Here is an 18,412-nt window from a genome sequence, read left to right on the forward strand (position 1 = left end):
GCCGTCTGCCGCACACCTCCTTTTCGCAGTGAATTACCGCAAGAGCCCGAATAGTGGATTTTGAACCTTGGTGGTTGATTTTCGTGCCGGTGTTGTTTGCGCTCGGCTGGTTGGCCGCGCGCTTCGATATCCGGCAGATGCTTCGGGAAACCCGCAGCCTGCCCGACTCGTATTTCCGGGGGCTTAACTTCCTGCTGAACGAGCAGCCGGACCGTGCGATTGACGCGTTCGTCGAAGTCGCCAAGCTGGATCCGGAAACCACCGAACTGCACTTTGCGTTGGGCAGCCTTTTCCGCCGTCGCGGCGAGATGGAACGCGCTATCCGCGTCCATCAAAGCCTGCTGAGCCGCTCTGACCTGCCGGCCGCCGAGCGCGAACATGCGCAACATGAACTAGCGCAGGACTTCCTGAAGGCCGGCATGCTGGACCGCGCCGAAAGCGGTTTTGAACAGCTCAAGGACACGCGCTACGCACTGCCGGCCCTGCGCTCGCTGATCCGCATTTTCGAATCGGAACACGACTGGCCGCGCGCCATCGAGGCCGTCAAGACGCTGCAAGGGCTGGTCGACGAGCCCGTGCCGCAGATCGTGCATTACTACTGCGAGCAGGCGCAGACCGCGCTGACCGCCAAGCCCGCGGACGTGGATGCCGCGCACAAGGCGCTGGATGCCGCCGATCATGCCCTGTCCACGACCGACGTGTCACTGAGCAAAGGCGCGATGGTGCGCACGGCCATGCTGCGCGCGCGCCTGGCCCTGATGGAGCAAGACCCCAAGCGTGAACGCCTGTACCTGGAGTCGGTGATGACCGATGCCCCGGAATACGCGGGCCTGGTGGCCGAGCAACTGCTGGCCAACTACCGCGCGGCCGGTCAGGTCGAAGCCGGGCTGGAATTCCTGCAAAAGCAGTATCAGCGCCATGCGTCGCTGGACCTGTTCAACGTGGTGTTCCGCGAATTGCGCGTGCAGCAAGGCTCGGCCGTGGCCTGGACGTTCGCGCGCGGCGCGCTGCGCAGCCATCCCTCCCTGCTGGGCCTGGACCGCTTGCTGGAAGCCGAACTCGCCAGCCCGGAATCCGGCGTCACGGAGCAGGGGCCGGTGCCCGGCGCCGACCTGACGCTGCTGCGCAGCCTGATCCACAAGCATACGCAACGGCTGGACCGCTATGCATGCCGCAGTTGCGGTTTTCAAGCGCGTCGTTTTTACTGGCAATGTCCCGGCTGCAACGCCTGGGAAACCTATGCGCCGCGCCGCCTGGAAGAACTTGAATGAAGCCTTTCCCCGCCGAAGCCATTTCGCGTAGCCGCGTCCTAGTGGTGGGCGACGTGATGCTGGACCGTTACTGGTTCGGCGAAGTCGAACGTATTTCACCGGAAGCGCCGGTGCCCGTGGTGCGCGTCGCCCGCCGCGAAGACCGCCTGGGCGGCGCCGCCAACGTGGCCCGCAACGTGGCGGCACTTGGCGGTCAGGTGACGCTGGTGGGCGTGCTGGGTGCGGACGAGGCTGGCGACAGCATCCGCCGCCTGTCGGCCGAAGCCGGCATCCATGCCGACCTGATCGCCGACCCCTCCCTGCACACCACGCTGAAAATGCGCGTGCTGGGCCGCCAGCAGCAGCTGCTGCGCGTGGATTTCGAACAGCATCCCGAGCAGGCCGCGCTGGACAGCGTGGATGCCGCGTTGGCCCGCCATCTGGCCAACCACGACATCGTGGTGCTGTCGGACTATGCCAAGGGCGTGCTGACCCGCGTCGAATCGCTGCTGGCCATGGCGCGCCATGCGGGCATCCCGGTGCTGGTGGACCCCAAGGGCGACGACTACGCGCGTTATCGCGGCGCCACGCTGGTCACGCCGAACCGCTCGGAAATGCAGCAGGCCGTGGGACGCTGGAATTCCGAGGCCGAATTGACCGATCGGGCGCAACGCTTGCGCGCCGACCTGGACCTGGAAGCCTTGCTTGTGACGCGTTCCGAGCAGGGCATGACGTTGTTTACCGATACGGGGCGCGACCACATCGATGCGCAGGCGCACGAAGTGTTCGATGTGTCCGGCGCAGGCGATACCGTGCTGGCCACGCTGGCGGTGTCGCGCGCTATCGGCTTGCCGTGGGCCGAGGCCATGGGCTGGGCCAACAAGGCCGGCGGCATCGCCGTGGGCAAGCTGGGCACCTCCGTCGTCACCGCAGCCGAATTGGCAGGAGAATCCTCATGATCGTCGTAACCGGAGCCGCAGGCTTCATTGGCAGCAATCTGGTGCGCGGGCTGAACCGCCGCGGCATCCAGGACATCATCGCGGTGGACGATCTGACCGAAGGCGACAAGTTCGTCAACCTGGTCGATTGCCAGATCGCCGAGTACATGGACAAGGACGATTTCCGCCGCCGGGTCGCCGACGGCAGCCTGCCCGCGGTGCGCGCCGTGCTGCATCAGGGCGCGTGCTCGGACACGACCGAGCGCAATGGCCGCTACATGATGGACAACAACTACCGCGTCACGCTGGAGCTGTTCGAATTCTGCCAGGCGCGGCGCATTCCGTTCCTGTATGCCTCGTCGGCCGCAGTGTATGGTGGGTCGTCGATCTACGTCGAGCATCCCGATAACGAAGGCCCGCTGAACGTCTACGGCTATTCCAAGCTGCTGTTCGACCAGGTCCTGCGCAAGCGCATGGACAGCCTGACGGCACAGGTCGTGGGGCTGCGCTACTTCAACGTCTACGGACCGCACGAACAGCACAAGGGCCGCATGGCCTCGGTGGCGTTTCACAACATGAACCAGTTCCTGGAGCATGGCCATGTGCGCCTGTTTGCGGGCTGGGACGGTTATGTGGATGGCGGGCAGAGCCGCGACTTCATTTCGGTCGAAGACGTGGTGGCCGTGAACCTGCACTTCCTGGACCATCCGCAACAGTCGGGCATCTTCAATTGCGGCACGGGCCGGGCGCAGCCGTTCAACGACGTGGCGGCGGCGGTGGTCAATACCCTGCGCGCCGAGCGTGGCGAGGCCGAATTGACGCTGGCTCAGCTGGTGGAGCTGGATCTCATCCGCTACATTCCGTTCCCGGATGACTTGAAGGGGCGCTATCAGAGCTATACGCAGGCGGATGTCACGCAACTGCGCACCGCCGGGTTCTACGCGCCCATGCGCGACGTGCAGACCGGTGTGGCCGAGTACGTGCGCTATTGGCGCGCGCGCCGTTAAGCGCGGACATCGCCTGGCATTGCGCTGCGTTGCCAGGCCTTGAAGAGAAACCACCGGTCCGGTGGTTTTTTTTCGCCCGTGTATTTGCCGAGGTGGATGTTTTCGTTCACCGTGCCGCCCGCAGCCAGGCGTGATCGTCATGATTCAAGGGTGGCGCGACAGCCGTCGCGTCCCGTCCGTTCTGGAGACCTTCATGAAACCATTGTTCGAATCCAATGCTGCCCAATTGGGCGCTTGCCCGGCGGGGGGGGCAACGCTTCGGCCGAGCGCCGCGCGGGGCGGCCCGCGCAGGCTGCGACAGGTGCTGGGCGCGTTGTTGGTGACGGCAGGGCTGGGCGTGGCGGCGCCGCCGGCTAATGCGCTGGACGTCAATCAGGCCAGCGCCCAGCAACTGGAAGGCATTCGGGGCATCGGCCCGCGCACCGCCGAGATCATCGTGGGCGAGCGCGAGCGCGGAGGCAGATTCGACTCGTTCGAAGATCTGGCCGAGCGCGTGCGCGGCATCGGGCTGAAAAAGGCGCAGGCGCTGGAATCCGCCGGCTTGCAGGTGGGGCCGGGCGGGGCAGCCTCCGCAGGCGCAGGGGCGGTCGCGCGTGCTTCCTCGGGGGCCAACAACGCCAAGCCTGCCGACGCCAAGCCTGATATTGCCAAACCTGCCGCGAAGACGGCGGCCGTCCAGTCAGCCAAGCCGGCCAAACCGGCCGCAACCGGTGCCAAGCCGGCCGCGTTGAAGGCGCAGGCGTCGTCCCGGCCCTGACCGGCGCTGCCCAGCGGGAACCCCTGGCGGGAGCGCGGCTTTTGGCCGCGTCCGCCGCCGGGCGGAGTTATGATCGTCCGCATGACTACCTCCTACCCCACTATCGAGCAGACCGTCGGCAACACGCCGCTGGTGCGATTGCAGCGCATTCCCGGTGCCGCGGGTGACGCGCGTGGCAACGTCATCCTGGCCAAGCTGGAAGGCAACAACCCCGCCGGTTCCGTGAAGGACCGCCCGGCCTTGTCCATGATCAAGCACGCGGAAGCGCGCGGCGACATCAAGCCGGGCGATACCCTCATCGAAGCCACCAGCGGCAACACCGGCATCGCGCTGGCCATGGCGGCGGCGATGAAGGGCTACCGCATGATCCTGATCATGCCGGACAACCTGTCGGTGGAGCGTCGGGCCGCCATGGCAGCCTATGGCGCCGAACTGATCCTGACGCCGGCCGACAAAGGCGGCATGGAATACGCCCGCGACCTGGCCACCGAGATGCAGGCGGACGGCAGGGGCGTGGTGCTGGACCAGTTCGCCAACCCCGACAACCCGCGCGCGCACGTTGAGACCACCGGCCCCGAACTCTGGGACCAGACCGAGGGCCGCATCACGCACTTCGTCAGCGCCATGGGCACGACGGGCACCATCATGGGCGTGTCGACCTATCTGAAATCGCGCAATCCAGCGGTGCAGGTGGTGGGTGCGCAGCCGGCCGAAGGCTCGCAGATTCCGGGCATCCGGAAATGGCCCGAGGCCTATCTGCCGAAGATTTTCGACCGCAGCCGCGTGGACGCCTACGAATCCATCGAGCAATCGGAAGCCGAAGTCATGGCGCGCCGACTGGCTGCGGAAGAGGGCATCTTCGGCGGTATTTCGTCCGCCGGCGCCCTGGTTGCCGCCTTGCGTGTGGCCGAGCGCGTCAATGACGCGACCATCGTCTTCATCGTGTGCGATCGCGGCGACCGTTATCTGTCCACCGGCGTTTTCAACTGATTTCCCGAAGATGCGGGGGCAAAGCCTCCCCACGATGAGAAGCGCCCCGTTCAACGGGGCGTTTTTCTGTCTGCGGACGCCCGACTAGCGCGCGACGCGGGCTTCGATCTCGCTGGCCAGATCTGCCACCGACGTCGCGTAAAAATAGCTACGGTTGTATTTCGTCAGCGCGAAAAAGTTGGGCGTGCCGACCCGGTACTGCGCGGTGCCCCGGGCTTCTTCGACCAGGTCGACGACGCCCAGGGGCTGGCTGCCCCAGCCCGTCGTCGACGCGCCCGGTTGCAGGCGCGCGCCGGCGGCGCTGAGCGTGGCCCAGCTCTGCTTGGGCTCCAGCCCGCCATCGACCAGCGCGGTGGGATCCGCGGGCAGGGCCACCGGGGCGAACACGGGCAGGCCGCGTTGCCAGCCGTGTTGCGCCAGGAAGCTGCCCACCGACATGATGGCGTCCTGGGTATTGTTGGTCAGGTCGATATGGCCGTTGTCGTCGCCGTCGACCGCGTAATGCATGATGCTGGTGGGCATGAATTGCGGCATGCCGATGGCGCCGGCGTACGAGCCTTGCGTCTCCAGGTCCAGCTTGTCTTTCATGACCAGCGTCAGGAAGTCTGCCAGTTGGCCCCGGAACATCGTGGCGCGCTCGGGCTTGTTAGGGTCGGGATAGTCGAAGGCCAGCGTGGCCAGCGCGTCCAGCACCCGGAAATTACCCATATTGCGGCCATACAGTGTTTCGACGCCGATGATCGACGCGATGATGGGCGCCGGCACGCCGAAGCGCTGCGAGGCCTGGTTGAGCAGGTCGCGGTTCTCGTTGTAGAAGTCCACGCCCCAGCCGATGCGCTTGGGTTCGACGAAGCGCGAACGGTACGTCAGCCAACTGCGCCAGATCTTCTTGCCCGGCGGGGCCGGCGCGATCAGGCGCGACACCGTGGCGTTGTAGCGCGAGCTCTCCAGCGCCTTGACCATGGGGTTCAGCGGCAGTTGGCGTTCGGCGGCAAGTTCTTCCACGAAGCTGCGCACTTCCGGACGCAGGGCGCCGGTGGCGGTCAGAGTGGCCGGGGCGTCGTCCGGGAGTTCGGAGCCTGGTGTCGGCGTACTAGGCCCGATGCGGATGGCGGTGTTGGCAGTGGCGGCCGCGGGTTGCGCGGCGAGTGAATTTGGAGCGGTGGGAGCGGTGGTGGAGCAGCCCGCCAGCAGGGCGGAGAGCGTTCCGAGTTGCAGTAATCGCCGACAGATGAACATAATCTTCCTTATGGAGACCATGTATCTTACTCACCCGGCATGCCGCTTGCATGAAATGGGCAGTTGGCATCCCGAAAGCCCGCAGAGGCTGGATGCCATTTCCGACCAATTGTTGGCAAGCGGATTGATGCCTTATCTGGATGACCGGCAGGCGCCTCAAGCATCGCGCCATGACCTGCTGCGCGTGCACACTGTCCAGTATCTGGACAGTTTGCGCGAACATACGCCGGACCAAGGGTATTACCCGATAGATCCCGACACGCTGATGAATCCCCACACCTACGAGGCCGCCCTGCATGCGGCCGGCGCAGGGGTGGCGGCCGTGGATGCGGTGATGGGCGGCGAGGCCCGCACGGCCTTCTGCGCGGTGCGTCCTCCCGGTCACCATGCCTGCCGATCGCAGGCGATGGGATTCTGCTTCTTGAACAACGTGGCCATTGCGGCGCGTCATGCGCTGGAGTTCCACGGCCTGTCGCGCGTGGCCATCGTGGACTTCGACGTCCACCACGGCAATGGCACCGAAGACGTCTTCGCCGGGGACGAGCGCGTGCTGATGTGCAGCTTTTTCCAGCATCCGTTCTTCCCCAACAGCGGCACGGAGCACCCGGCCCCCAACATGCTGAATGTGCCTGTGGCCGCCTACACCACGGGCGCCGCGGTCAAGGCCATCGTCACCGACACCTGGCTGCCCAGGCTTGAGGCCCACCGTCCGGAACTGATCCTGGTGTCGGCGGGCTTCGATGCCCACCGCGAGGACGACATGGGCCAGATGGGTCTGGTCGAGGCCGACTACGCCTGGATCACCGAGCAGCTCGTGGAGGTGGCTGAACGCCACTGCCAGGGGCGGATCGTCAGCACGCTGGAGGGCGGTTACAACTTGTCCGCCTTGGGCCGCAGTGTAGTTGCGCATATACGAGCGCTGGCGAAGCTGTAGAATCAGGAAAAAATTGTGCAATGCGATCCCGGCGCATGCCGGGTCATTATTTCCATTTGGAGGCAGCGGGATGAAGGTGTTGGTACCTGTCAAGCGCGTCGTTGACTACAACGTCAAGGTGCGCGTCAAGTCGGATCAGACTGGCGTGGATATCGCCAATGTGAAGATGTCCATGAACCCCTTTGACGAAATCGCCGTCGAAGAAGCGACCCGCCTGAAGGAAAAGGGTGCCGTCGCTGAAGTCGTGGCGGTTTCTTGCGGCGTTGCGCAATGCCAGGAGACGCTGCGCACCGCCATGGCCATCGGCGCCGACCGCGGCGTGCTGGTCCAGACCGATGCCGAGCTGCAGCCGCTGGCCGTCGCCAAGCTGTTGAAGGCGCTGGTCGACAAGGAACAGCCGCAACTGGTGATCCTGGGCAAGCAAGCCATCGACGACGACGCCAACCAGACCGGCCAGATGCTGGCCGCGCTGCTGGACTGGCCGCAAGCCACGTTCGCCAGCAAGGTCGAACTAGCCGACGGCCGCGTCACGGTCACCCGTGAAGTGGACGGCGGCCTGGAAACGCTGACGCTGAAGCTGCCGGCGATCGTCACCACCGACTTGCGCCTGAACGAGCCGCGTTATGTCACGCTGCCGAACATCATGAAGGCCAAGAAGAAGCAGTTGGACACCGTCACGCCGCAAGACCTGGGTGTTGATCCCGCGCCGCGCCTGAAGACGCTGAAGGTCAGCGAGCCGCCCGCCCGCAAGGCCGGCATCAAGGTGGCCGACGTTGCTGCCCTGGTGGACAAACTCAAGAACGAAGCGAAGGTGGTCTGAACATGACGACGCTGGTTATTGCCGAACACGATAACGCCCAGTTGAAGGGCGCAACCCTGAACGCCGTCGCCGCCGCCGCCAAGATCGGAGGCGACGTGCACGTGCTGGTCGCCGGCGCCAACGCGCGCGCCGTGGCCGACCAGGCCGCTGCCGCCGCAGGCGTGGCCAAGGTCCTGCTGGCCGACGCACCGCAATTGGCCGATGGCCTGGCGGAAAACGTCGCCGCGCAGGTGCTGGCCGTGGCTTCGAACTACAGCCATATCCTGTTCCCGGCCACCGCCTCGGGCAAGAACGTGGCGCCGCGCGTCGCGGCCAAGCTCGATGTGGCGCAGATCTCGGACATCATCGGCGTGGAATCCGCCGATACGTTCCAGCGCCCGATCTACGCGGGTAACGCCATTGCTACCGTGCAATCGGCAGACGCCGTGAAGGTCATCACCGTGCGCACGACGGGCTTTGACGCCGTCGCCGTGCAAGGGGGCTCGGCCGCCGTGGAAGAGATCGCCGCCGTGGCCGATTCGGGCCTGTCCTCGTTCGTGGGCCGCGAAGTCGCCAAGAGCGACCGTCCTGAACTGGCCGGCGCGCGCGTGGTCGTGTCGGGCGGCCGCGGTCTGGGCAGCGCCGAGAACTTCAAGATCCTGGATCCGCTGGCCGACAAGCTGGGCGCCGCACTGGGCGCTTCGCGTGCCGCGGTCGACGCCGGCTACGCGCCGAACGACTGGCAAGTTGGCCAGACGGGCAAGATCGTTGCGCCGCAGCTGTACGTGGCAGTGGGTATCTCGGGTGCCATCCAGCATTTGGCCGGCATGAAGGATTCCAAGGTCATCGTCGCCATTAATAAAGATCCCGAAGCGCCGATTTTCGGCGTGGCCGATTATGGCCTGGTGGGTGATTTGTTCCAGGTCGTGCCTGAACTGACTGGCGCGCTGTAAACCGCCTGTCTCTGCATTATGAAAGGCCCGCGGATGTCATATCCGCGGGCTTTTTTTCGCCTTCGATAATCTGCGTCCGATTGTCATGGGTGGTTTATTTCTTTTGATTTTCTGAAAGATTCTGATAATGTGTTCCGCGCGCAGCAGGATTGTTCGCGCACGTGCTCGACCTGTACAGAACGAAGGAGATTCGGGATGGAATGGTTCTTTGACACATTGCGGAAGTACCCAGAATTAGCGATCTTCCTGACCTTGGGCTTGGGGTATTGGATCGGGGCCAAGAAGATCTTCGGTTTTAATCTAGGCGCAGTAACGGGTACTTTGCTGGTGGGCGTACTGGTCGGTCAACTCGACATCACCATCGCCCCGATTCTGAAGCAGGTGTTCTTCCTGCTCTTCCTCTTCGGTCTTGGCTACGGTGTCGGACCGCAATTCTTCCGCGGCATGAAAAGCGATGGCCTCCCCCAGGTCATCTTCGCGGTCATCATTTGCGTGATTTGCTTGCTGGTCACTTGGGCCACCGCCGTGGGCTTCGGCTTTGATGCCGGCACGGGCGCTGGCCTGCTGTCAGGGGCGCAGACCATTTCGGCGGTGATGGGCGTGGCTACCGACACGATCAACGGCCTGAGCGTGGATGCGGCGACCAAGAAGCAATGGATCGACAGCATTCCGGTTGCCTATGCCGTCTGCTACATCTTCGGCACCGTGGGCAGCGCCTGGCTGCTGGCCTCGCTGGGCCCGAAGCTGATGGGCGTGGACATCGTGAAGGAGTGCAAGGAATACGAGGCCAAGATGTCTGGCGGCTCCGATTCCATGGAACTCTCCGGCTACCGCAAGTTCACGGCCCGGGCGTATCGCCTGGATCACACCGAGCACGTGGGCAAGACGGTCGGTGAACTCGAGTCGCGATTCGTCGAAGCGCGCGTCTTCGTCGAACGCATCCGGCGCGGCGATCAGATCCTGGACAACGACTCGACCACCGTCCTGCAAGCCGGCGACGTGTTGGGCGTGACGGGGCGGCACGACGCGCTGGTCTTGCAGGCTGCGGGCATCATCGGCACCGAGGTTGAAGACCGCGACTTGCTGAACCTGCCGGCCGAGATCGTCGAAGTCGTGCTGACCAACAAGAACCTGGCCGGCAAGACGGTCAAGGAAATCTCCGAACTGGAGTCGGTGCGGCAACTGGGCCGCGGCGTGTTCCTGCGCAAAGTCGTGCGCGGCGGGCATGAGATGCCGGTCAACTGGGGCCTGAAGCTGGACCGCGGCGATCGTCTCTTCATCCTGGGCGCCAAGCGCGACGTGGAGCGCGTGATCGGCAAGGTGGGCTATGTGGACCGCGCCACCGAGCAGACCGACATGGTGTTCGTGGGCTTCGGCATTTTGCTGGGCGGCCTGTTCGGCACGCTGGTGCTGACCGTTGGCGGCATCCCCATCACGTTGTCGACCTCGGGCGGCGCGTTGATCTCAGGCCTGATCTTCGGCTATCTGCGTTCGGTGCACCCGACTTTCGGCCGCGTGCCCGAACCGGTGCACTGGTTCCTGACATCCGTCGGGTTGACCGCCTTTGTGGCGGTGGTCGGCATCACGTCGGGGCCAGGCTTCGTGCAGGGCTTCCAGCAGCTTGGAGCCAAACTCTTCGTGGCCGGCATCATCGCGACGAGTGTGCCGATGATCCTGGGCGTGTACATCGCCCGCTATGTCTTCAAATTCCATCCCGCCATCGTGCTGGGCGTCTGCGCTGGCGCCCGCACCACGACGGCCGCGATCGGCCAGATCACCGAAACGGCGAAAAGCCAGGTGCCCGCCCTGGGCTATACGGTGCCTTACGCAATCGGCAATACCCTGCTCATCATCTGGGGGATTGTCATTGTCTTGCTCATGACCTAGTGGGACGCCCGCCGAGCCGCATGGCTTGCGGGCAGCATATCGGGGCGGCGGGCGTGCCCGCCCGCACCGCCCCGGCAAGCGCTTGTCAAAACGCAAATCAGGAGTACTGAATAATGGCTTCCACCACGCCTCTCACCGTCAGCCTGGCCTCGGCCCTGAAAACGACGCGGTCGCGCCAGCGCGACCTTGAGCAGCTGTCGCCCTTCGAACTGAAGGATTATCTGATCACGCTGGCCAAGGAAAACCAGCAGACCGCCGCCTTGACCATGTTGAACGCCGGCCGCGGCAACCCGAACTGGATCGCCACCGAGCCGCGTGATGCTTTCTTCCTGCTTGGCCAATTCGCCATGAAGGAAGCGCGCCGCGTGCGCGACGATGCCATCCTGGCGGGCATGCCGGCCAAGAAGGGCTGCGCCGACCGCCTGCGCAAATTCCTGTCCAAGCACAAGGGCGAAGACGGCTACGACTTCCTAGTGGGCGTGCTTGAGTACGGCGTGAAGATCAAGGGTTTCGATCCCGACGAGTGGATCCATGAACTGACCGACAGCATCATCGGCGACAACTATCCCGTGCCGCCGCGCGCGCTGGTGCATATCGAACAGATCGTGCACGACTACCTGATCAAGGAAATGTGCGATGGCCGCCCGCCCAAGGGCAAGTTCGACCTGTTCCCGGTCGAAGGCGGCACGGCCGCCATGTGCTACATCTTCGATTCGCTGATGCAGAACGGCCTGCTCAAGCAGGGCGACACCATCGCGCTATTCCTGCCGACGTTCACTCCCTATATCGAGATCGCGCACCTGGAGCGTTTCCAGTTCAAGATCGTGGCCATCAACGCCAGCAGCGTGCGCGCCGACGGCACGCACGACTGGCACTATCCGGCCTCTGAAATCGCCAAGCTTGAGAACCCGAAGATCAAGCTGGCCGTGACGGTGAACCCGAGCAATCCGCCGTCGGTCGCGTTCAGCCCGGTCGAGATGAAGCAGATCGTGCGCCTGATCCGCAAGAACCCGGACCTGGTGCTGGTGACCGACGACGTCTACGGCACCTTCGTGCCGAATTTCCGTTCGCTGATGGCCGAGGTGCCGCACAACACCATCTGCGTGTATTCCTTCTCGAAGAACTTCGGTTGCACGGGCTGGCGCCTGGGCGTGATCGCGACCCACGAGAAGAACACGATGGACCGCCGCATCGCCGAACTGCCCGCGTCGTGGAAGCAGCGCCTGAACAAGCGCTATGGCGCGATGACGATGGAGCCCGAAAAGCTCAAGTTCATCGACCGCATGGTGGCCGACAGCCGCAACGTGGCGCTGAATCACACCGCGGGCCTGTCGCTGCCGCAGCAAGTGCAGATGGGCTTCTTCGCCCTGTCGCATCTGCTGGACCTGAAGGACGCCTACAAACATCTGACGATGGAGATCGTGCGCGGCCGCCGTGATGCGCTGTGGCGCGGGCTGGGTGCGCCGCTGCCGCCTGAAGATCCGATGCGCGGCTGGTATTACGTGGAGCTGGACTTCATGGTCTGGGCCAAGAATACCTATGGCGATGCCTTCTGCAAGTACATGACGACCAACTACGAGCCGGTGGACTTCCTGTTCCGCCTCGCCGAGAAGTCGGGCGTGGTGCTGATGGACGGCGGCGGCTTCGGTGGTCCGCCGTGGTCCATCCGGATCTCGCTGGCCAACCTGGACGACGGCGACTACGCGAAGATCGGCAAGCACATGGTCGATGCGGCCACCGAGTACGTCGAAGCGTGGAAGGCCGGCGAGCTGGTGCGTTCGGGCCCGACGGCAGGCAAGGGCCAGACGGTGAAGGCGGGCGCGGCCAAGCGCGTGGCCAAGAAGGCTGCCAAGAAGGGAGCCAAGACGGCGGTGAAGAAGGCGGTCAAGCAAGCGGATACCGCCGCCCGCTCGGCCAAGAAGGCCACGGCTCGGAAGTAGGCAAACAGGGCGACATGACCTTATGACGTGCTCAGTCGGGTTTTTCAATAGCGTCCCCATCGCGGTGTTGTTCGTTACGGTGGGTTTGGGATACCTGATCGGCAAGCTGAAGGTCGGGCCGATCCAGCTGGGCGGGGTGTGCGGGACACTCATCGTCGCCCTGCTGATCGGCCAGACGGGCTGCCAGATGCGCGGCGACCTGAAAGAGGTCGCGTTCGCCCTGTTCATCTTTGCCATGGGCTACTCCGGCGGCCCGCAGTTCTTCGCCAACCTGAATCGGTCCAGCCTGCGCTACATCGTGCTGCCGATCATCGAAGCGCTGCTGGTGCTGACCATCGTGCTGTCGGCCGTGCCGCTGTTCGGGCTGGACGCCGGCACGGCGGCGGGCCTGGCGGCCGGGGCCGCCACGGAGTCGGCCGTGGTGGGCACGGCGGCCGAGGCCCTCAAGCATCTGGGGCTGCCGGATGCCGAGGTGCAGCGCATGGAGGCCAATATCGCCACGGCCTACACGCTGACCTATCTGGTGGGCCTGATCAGCATTGTGTTCTTCACCAGCCAGGTGGCGCCCGCCCTGTTGCGCATCAATTTGCGCGAGGCCTCCAAGGCCCTGGAAGAGAAGCTGGGCGTGGCGTCCGGTGACGACGATGACATCAACCTGCCCACCTTGCCGCGTCTGGTGGGGCGCGCCCATGTGGTCAAAGACGCCGACGGCATGAGCGTGGCGGACGTCGAGGCGCAGCTGGGCGGACGGACGGTGATCAGCCGCATCCTGCGCAACGGCGAAGCCGTGGACGCGACGCCGGAAGACACGTTGGCTACCGGCGACATCGTGGTCGTGCTGGGCCTGCGCCGTTTCGCGCTGCGCGCGGGGTCGGTGGTCGGGCCTGAGATCCAGTTACCCGAGGCCCATGCGGACGACCTGCAACTGAGCGAGCTGGCCGTCATCGTCAACAAAAAGACGATCAACGGGCACACGGTGGGCGAATTGGCCAAACGGCCCGGCGCCCGCCGCGCGCGCGGTGTCTTCGTTCAATCCATCATGCGTTCCGGCCATGTGCTGCCGTTGACCCCGGCCACGGTCGTGCAATACGGCGACCTGGTGACCTTGGTCGGCACGCAGCCGGAACTGGCGGAAGCCGGCGCGGCCCTGGGCAATGAACTGCGCCGCAGCGGCGTGACCGATCTGGTGTTTCTGGCGTTCGGCATTCTTGCGGGCTTGATGATCGGCGCCTTGAGCGCGCGCCTGTGGGGGATCCCGGTGTCGCTGGGCAGTGGGGGCGGTGCGCTGGTCAGCGGCCTGGTCTGCGGCTGGATCAACGCCAAGCGGCCCGCCATCGGCCATATGCCCGACCATGCCGTGCAGTTGCTGAAGGACCTGGGCCTGGCGGTTTTCGTGGCGTGCGTGGGCCTGTCGGCCGGCCCCGAAGCGATATCGCTGATCCGCGAGCATGGCGCCGTGCTGCCCCTGATCGGCCTGCTGGTGTCGCTGGGGCCTGCCTGCCTGTCGCTGTGGGTGGGGCACAAGATCCTGAAGATCGAGGGGCCGTTGCTGGTGGGGGCCATTGCGGGGCAGCACGTCAGCACGCCCGCGATCAGCGCCATCCTGGGGTCTAGCGGCAGCTCGGTGCCGCTGCTGGGTTACACCGTGACCTACGCCATCGCCAATGTGCTGCTGCCGGTACTGGGGCCGATCATCGTGTCATTGGCGTACCATCTGAGTTAGCGCCCGTCCGGCCACCCGCCGGACGACGCGGCGCCTGTCACACCCCGACGCGCGCAATCAGACGCGCGTACCAAGAAACGCATCTGGCAGCCAGGCGCTTTGCGCCTTGCTGCCCCTTGCACACGGAGACACCATGCCTTACGTAACCCCGCTGCAGGACTTTCGCTTCGCCTTGAAAGAATTGGCCGGACTGGACGATATCCTGAAGCTGCCGGGATTCGGCGACGTCACGCCCGACTTGGTGGACGCCATCCTGGAAGAGAACGGACGCTTCGTAGAGCAGGCGGTGGCTCCCTTGAATGTGCCCGGCGACACGCAGCCCCCCGTCTGGAAGGACGGACAGGTAACGACGACGCCCGGCTATGCCCAGGGTTTCAAGGACTATGCGGCAGGTGGCTGGCAGGGCTTGCAGCACCCGCAAGCCTGGGGCGGGCAGGGCCTGCCCAAGCTGGTCGCGGCCGCGCCCGGCGAGAACATCCAGGCAGCCAGCCTGGCGTTTTCCTTGTGCCCCATGCTGACCGATGGCGTGATCGAGGCGGTGTTGACCGTGGGGTCGGAGGCGCAGCGCAAGCAATATGTGCCCAACCTGATCAGCGGCAAGTGGACAGGCACCATGAACCTGACCGAGCCGCAGGCCGGTTCGGACCTGGCCCAGGTCACCACGCGCGCGGTGCGCCAGGACGACGGCAGCTTCCGCCTGTCGGGCCAGAAGATCTTCATCACCTACGGCGAGCACGACCTGGCCGAGAACATCATCCACCTGGTGCTGGCCCGCACGCCGGACGCGCCGGCGGGCGTGAAGGGCATATCGCTGTTCATCGTGCCGAAGTTCCTGGTCGAGGCCGACGGCAGCCTGGGCAAGCGCAACGACGTCTGGTGCGCCTCGCTGGAGCACAAGCTGGGCATCCACGGCAGCCCCACGGCGGTGTTGCTGTACGGCGCGGGCAAGGGCGAGGTGGGCGAGGGCGCCGTGGGCTACCAGGTCGGCGAATTGAACCGTGGCCTGGAATACATGTTCATCATGATGAACGCGGCGCGCTATTCCGTGGGGCAGCAGGGCATCGGCCTGTCCGAACGCGCCTACCAGCACGCGCTGGCGTATGCGCGCGAACGGGTGCAGGGGCGTGCGGTGGAAGGGTCGGCCGGGCCGGTGGCCATTGTGCGGCACCCCGACGTGCAGCGCATGCTGCTGACCATGAAAGCGCTGACCGAAGCGGCTCGCGCGGTGTCGTACGTGACGGCGGCGGCGCACGACAAGGGCACGCATCACCCCGATCCCGAACAGCGGTCGCGCAACCGGGCGTTCTACGAATATATGGTGCCCATCGTGAAGGGCTACTCGACCGAGACCGCAGTCGAAGTCGCCTCCCTGGGCATCCAGGTGCATGGCGGCATGGGTTTCATCGAGGAGACCGGGGCGGCGCAGTACTACCGCGACGCCCGTATCCTGCCGATCTATGAAGGCACCACCGCGATCCAGGCCAACGATCTGGTCAGCCGCAAGACGCAGCGCGACGGCGGCGCCACCGCATATGCCGCCATCGCCGCGATGCGCGAAACTTTGCGTGCCGTCGAGGCGGAGTCCACCCGCGCGGCAGCGCCGGAACGCGACGCCCTGCGGCTGTTGCGTGACAACCTGGACGGCGCGATCCAGGCGTACGAGGCCGGTGTGGGCTTCATCCTGGAGCAATCGGCCGCCAACATCCGGGCGGTCTACTCCAGCAGCGTCCCGTACCTGATGCTGGCCGGCGTGGTGCATGGCGGCTGGCAGATGGCGCGCGCGGTGCTGGCATGCCGCAAGCACATTGCCGCCGGGTCCACAGACCCGTTCCACAAATCGAAGATCGCGACGGGATTGTTCTATGCGGCTCACATCCTGCCGCGCGCCCTGGCCTTGTCTGCCGCCGTGCGCGCCGGGGTGGTTGCGGACGCCTGTGGCGCAGCTTCAGATATTGCATAAGGTTATATGGCTTGCGTATTTCCCCCGCCAAAGGTTTGATGGAAGAATCGTTTTACAGGCGGCACTTTCCGCAATGAGAAACGACTTCCTGGCTGGCAGTTGTCGCGAGCCGCCAGCCCCTTCCCACTGAATCCGCATACAGGAGACACCATGAGTCATCTACGTCTGGGCGATACCGCCCCCGATTTCGAACAGGAATCCTCGGCTGGCCCTATCCGCTTCCACGAGTATCTGGGCAACAGCTGGGGGGTGCTTTTCTCGCATCCGGCCGATTTCACCCCCGTTTGCACGACCGAACTCGGCTACACCGCCAAGCTGGCGGACGAATTCGCCAAGCGCAACGTGAAGGTGCTGGCGCTGTCGGTGGATGGCACCGATTCCCACTCGAAGTGGATCGAGGACATCAACGACACGCAGTCGACCAAGGTCAATTTCCCGATCCTGGCCGACAAGGACCGCAAGGTCTCCGAGCTTTACGACATGATCCACCCGAACGCCAATGCCACCCTGACGGTGCGCTCGGTGTTCATCGTCGACCCGAACAAGAAGGTGCGCCTGATCATCACGTACCCGGCCAGCACCGGCCGCAACTTCAACGAGATCCTGCGCGTCATCGATTCGCTGCAGCTGACCGACAGCCACAGCGTGGCCACGCCGGTCAACTGGGAAGATGGCGATGACGTGATCATCGTTCCGTCCCTGCAGGACGAGGCCGTGATCAAGCAGAAATTCCCCAAGGGCTACAAGGCCGTGCGTCCGTACCTGCGCATTACGCCTCAACCGAATAAGTAAATTCGGATTCCGGGGGTAGCCCCGGGTGTCCGCGAGCGGTTTCCGGCCGCCAGAACCGCCGCCTTCCCATAGGGGAACGCGGCGGTTTTTCATTGTTGGGACTCGGATCCTATATGTCTGGGAGCGATGAGCAATCAAAAAATGATTCGTTCCGTTCAGATTGTCCAGCCAGCACACTTGCTTGCACATTGCCAAATACAGGGAGCAAGGGATGTCTTTCAGGAAAGCTGGTTGGTTGGCCGCGCTGGCGGCGGTGACAGTTTCGCTGGCGGCGATCGCGCCGGCTCAGGCTCAGCAAAAGCAGACGCTGCTGAACGTCTCGTACGACCCGACGCGCGAGCTGTATCGCGCCATCGATGACGCCTTCGTCAAGCAATACAAGGAAAAGGCCAACGTCGACCTGACGATTCGCCAGTCGCACGGCGGCTCCGGCCGCCAGGCGCGTTCGGTCATCGACGGCCTGGAAGCCGACGTGGTGACGTTGGCACTGGCCTATGACATCGACGCCATCGCCGACCGCGGCCTGGTGCCCGAAAACTGGCAGACCCGCCTGCCGCAGAACAGCTCGCCCTATACCTCCACCATCGTATTCCTGGTGCGCAAGGGCAATCCCAAGGCCATCAAGGACTGGGATGACCTGGTGAAGGACGGCGTGCAGGTCATCACTCCGAACCCGAAGACCTCGGGCGGCGCGCGCTGGAACTACCTGGCCGCCTGGGCCTATGCGTTGGAGAAGAACGGCGGCAGCGAAGACAAGGCCCGCGCCTTCGTCGGCGACCTGCTCAAGCACGTGCCGGTGCTGGATACCGGCGCCCGCGGCGCCACCACCACGTTCGTCGAACGCGGCGTGGGCGACGTGCTGCTGGCCTGGGAAAACGAAGCCTTCCTGGCGCTTGAAGAGCTGGGTCCGGATAAGTTCGACATCGTGGTGCCGTCGCTGTCCATCCTGGCCGAACCGCCGGTGGCCATCGTGGACAAGGTCGTGGACAAGAAGGGGACGCGTGCCGCCGCGCAGGCCTACCTGGAGTTCCTGTACACGCCTGCCGCGCAGGAGATCATCGCGAAGAACTACTACCGTCCCATCGATAAGACGGTCGCCGCCAAGTACGAAAACAAGTTCCCCAAGGTCAAGCTCGTCACCATCGACGACAAGATCTTCGGCGGCTGGCGCAAGGCGCAGAAAGACCACTTCAGCGACGGTGGCACATTCGACCAGATCTATCTGCCGCAGAAGAAATAAACG

At 64.7% G+C, this 18,412-nt stretch carries 15 protein-coding genes; 14 read left to right on the forward strand and 1 reads right to left on the reverse strand.

The window, feature by feature from the left end; all coding sequences use genetic code 11:
* Positions 1–53 precede the first annotated feature (53 nt).
* From lapB to cysM, 5 genes are all read left to right on the forward strand, one after another.
* Positions 54–1,271 (forward strand): lipopolysaccharide assembly protein LapB, encoded by a 1,218-nt coding sequence (gene lapB, locus AC3WMU_RS22520; RefSeq protein ID WP_006225142.1) that lies wholly within the window; start codon positions 54–56, stop codon positions 1,269–1,271.
* Complete coding sequence (gene rfaE1 / locus AC3WMU_RS22525; protein WP_006225141.1) at positions 1,268–2,209, forward strand: D-glycero-beta-D-manno-heptose-7-phosphate kinase; 942 nt, start codon at positions 1,268–1,270, stop codon at positions 2,207–2,209. The genes lapB and rfaE1 overlap by 4 nt, the downstream gene beginning before the upstream one ends.
* Positions 2,206–3,195 carry an ADP-glyceromanno-heptose 6-epimerase gene (rfaD, locus tag AC3WMU_RS22530; protein ID WP_006225140.1) on the forward strand — a complete coding sequence of 330 codons (990 nt, stop codon included), beginning with the start codon at positions 2,206–2,208 and terminating at the stop codon, positions 3,193–3,195. Before rfaE1 ends, rfaD begins: the two co-directional genes overlap by 4 nt.
* Before the next feature lie 193 nt (positions 3,196–3,388).
* The gene (locus AC3WMU_RS22535) at positions 3,389–3,952 is read left to right on the forward strand and encodes a ComEA family DNA-binding protein (RefSeq protein ID WP_492283000.1); all 564 of its coding nucleotides are present in this window, start codon (positions 3,389–3,391) and stop codon (positions 3,950–3,952) included.
* A gap of 81 nt (positions 3,953–4,033) precedes the next feature.
* Positions 4,034–4,942, forward strand: a complete 909-nt coding sequence (gene cysM / locus AC3WMU_RS22540) for a cysteine synthase CysM (protein WP_006225138.1) — start codon at positions 4,034–4,036, stop codon at positions 4,940–4,942.
* Positions 4,943–5,026: 84 nt separating this feature from the next.
* On the opposite strand, the gene mltB is transcribed toward cysM, so the two are convergent.
* Positions 5,027–6,181, reverse strand: coding sequence for a lytic murein transglycosylase B (gene mltB, locus AC3WMU_RS22545; protein ID WP_088590172.1), 1,155 nt, complete (start codon positions 6,179–6,181; stop codon positions 5,027–5,029).
* A gap of 10 nt (positions 6,182–6,191) precedes the next feature.
* On the opposite strand from mltB, the gene AC3WMU_RS22550 reads away from it, so the two are divergent.
* The 9 genes from AC3WMU_RS22550 (at position 6,192) to AC3WMU_RS22590 (ending at position 18,409) form a co-directional block, all read left to right on the forward strand.
* On the forward strand, positions 6,192–7,115 hold the full coding sequence (locus AC3WMU_RS22550) for a histone deacetylase family protein (RefSeq protein WP_492283049.1): 924 nt from the start codon (positions 6,192–6,194) through the stop codon (positions 7,113–7,115).
* Between the two features lie 70 nt (positions 7,116–7,185).
* Positions 7,186–7,935 carry an electron transfer flavoprotein subunit beta/FixA family protein gene (locus AC3WMU_RS22555; RefSeq protein WP_006225135.1) on the forward strand — a complete coding sequence of 250 codons (750 nt, stop codon included), beginning with the start codon at positions 7,186–7,188 and terminating at the stop codon, positions 7,933–7,935.
* Between the two features lie 2 nt (positions 7,936–7,937).
* The gene (locus tag AC3WMU_RS22560) at positions 7,938–8,867 is read left to right on the forward strand and encodes an electron transfer flavoprotein subunit alpha/FixB family protein (RefSeq protein ID WP_492283001.1); all 930 of its coding nucleotides are present in this window, start codon (positions 7,938–7,940) and stop codon (positions 8,865–8,867) included.
* A 195-nt stretch (positions 8,868–9,062) separates the two neighbouring features.
* Positions 9,063–10,754, forward strand: a complete 1,692-nt coding sequence (gene aspT / locus AC3WMU_RS22565; RefSeq protein WP_006225133.1) for an aspartate-alanine antiporter — start codon at positions 9,063–9,065, stop codon at positions 10,752–10,754.
* 113 nt (positions 10,755–10,867) lie between these two features.
* Positions 10,868–12,694, forward strand: a complete 1,827-nt coding sequence (locus AC3WMU_RS22570) for a bifunctional aspartate transaminase/aspartate 4-decarboxylase (RefSeq protein WP_454676360.1) — start codon at positions 10,868–10,870, stop codon at positions 12,692–12,694.
* A 22-nt stretch (positions 12,695–12,716) separates the two neighbouring features.
* Positions 12,717–14,417 (forward strand): aspartate-alanine antiporter, encoded by a 1,701-nt coding sequence (gene aspT / locus AC3WMU_RS22575; protein ID WP_006225131.1) that lies wholly within the window; start codon positions 12,717–12,719, stop codon positions 14,415–14,417.
* A 133-nt stretch (positions 14,418–14,550) separates the two neighbouring features.
* On the forward strand, positions 14,551–16,377 hold the full coding sequence (locus AC3WMU_RS22580; RefSeq protein ID WP_492283002.1) for an acyl-CoA dehydrogenase family protein: 1,827 nt from the start codon (positions 14,551–14,553) through the stop codon (positions 16,375–16,377).
* A 150-nt stretch (positions 16,378–16,527) separates the two neighbouring features.
* Positions 16,528–17,169: a peroxiredoxin gene (locus tag AC3WMU_RS22585; protein ID WP_006225129.1), complete on the forward strand. Its 642-nt coding sequence runs from the start codon at positions 16,528–16,530 to the stop codon at positions 17,167–17,169.
* Positions 17,170–17,380: 211 nt separating this feature from the next.
* Entirely contained in the window at positions 17,381–18,409 is a 1,029-nt protein-coding gene (locus tag AC3WMU_RS22590; RefSeq protein WP_006225128.1) for a sulfate ABC transporter substrate-binding protein, read from the forward strand.
* Positions 18,410–18,412 lie beyond the last annotated feature (3 nt).

It is taken from the genome of Achromobacter sp. FW305-C-13 (genome assembly GCF_058783475.1).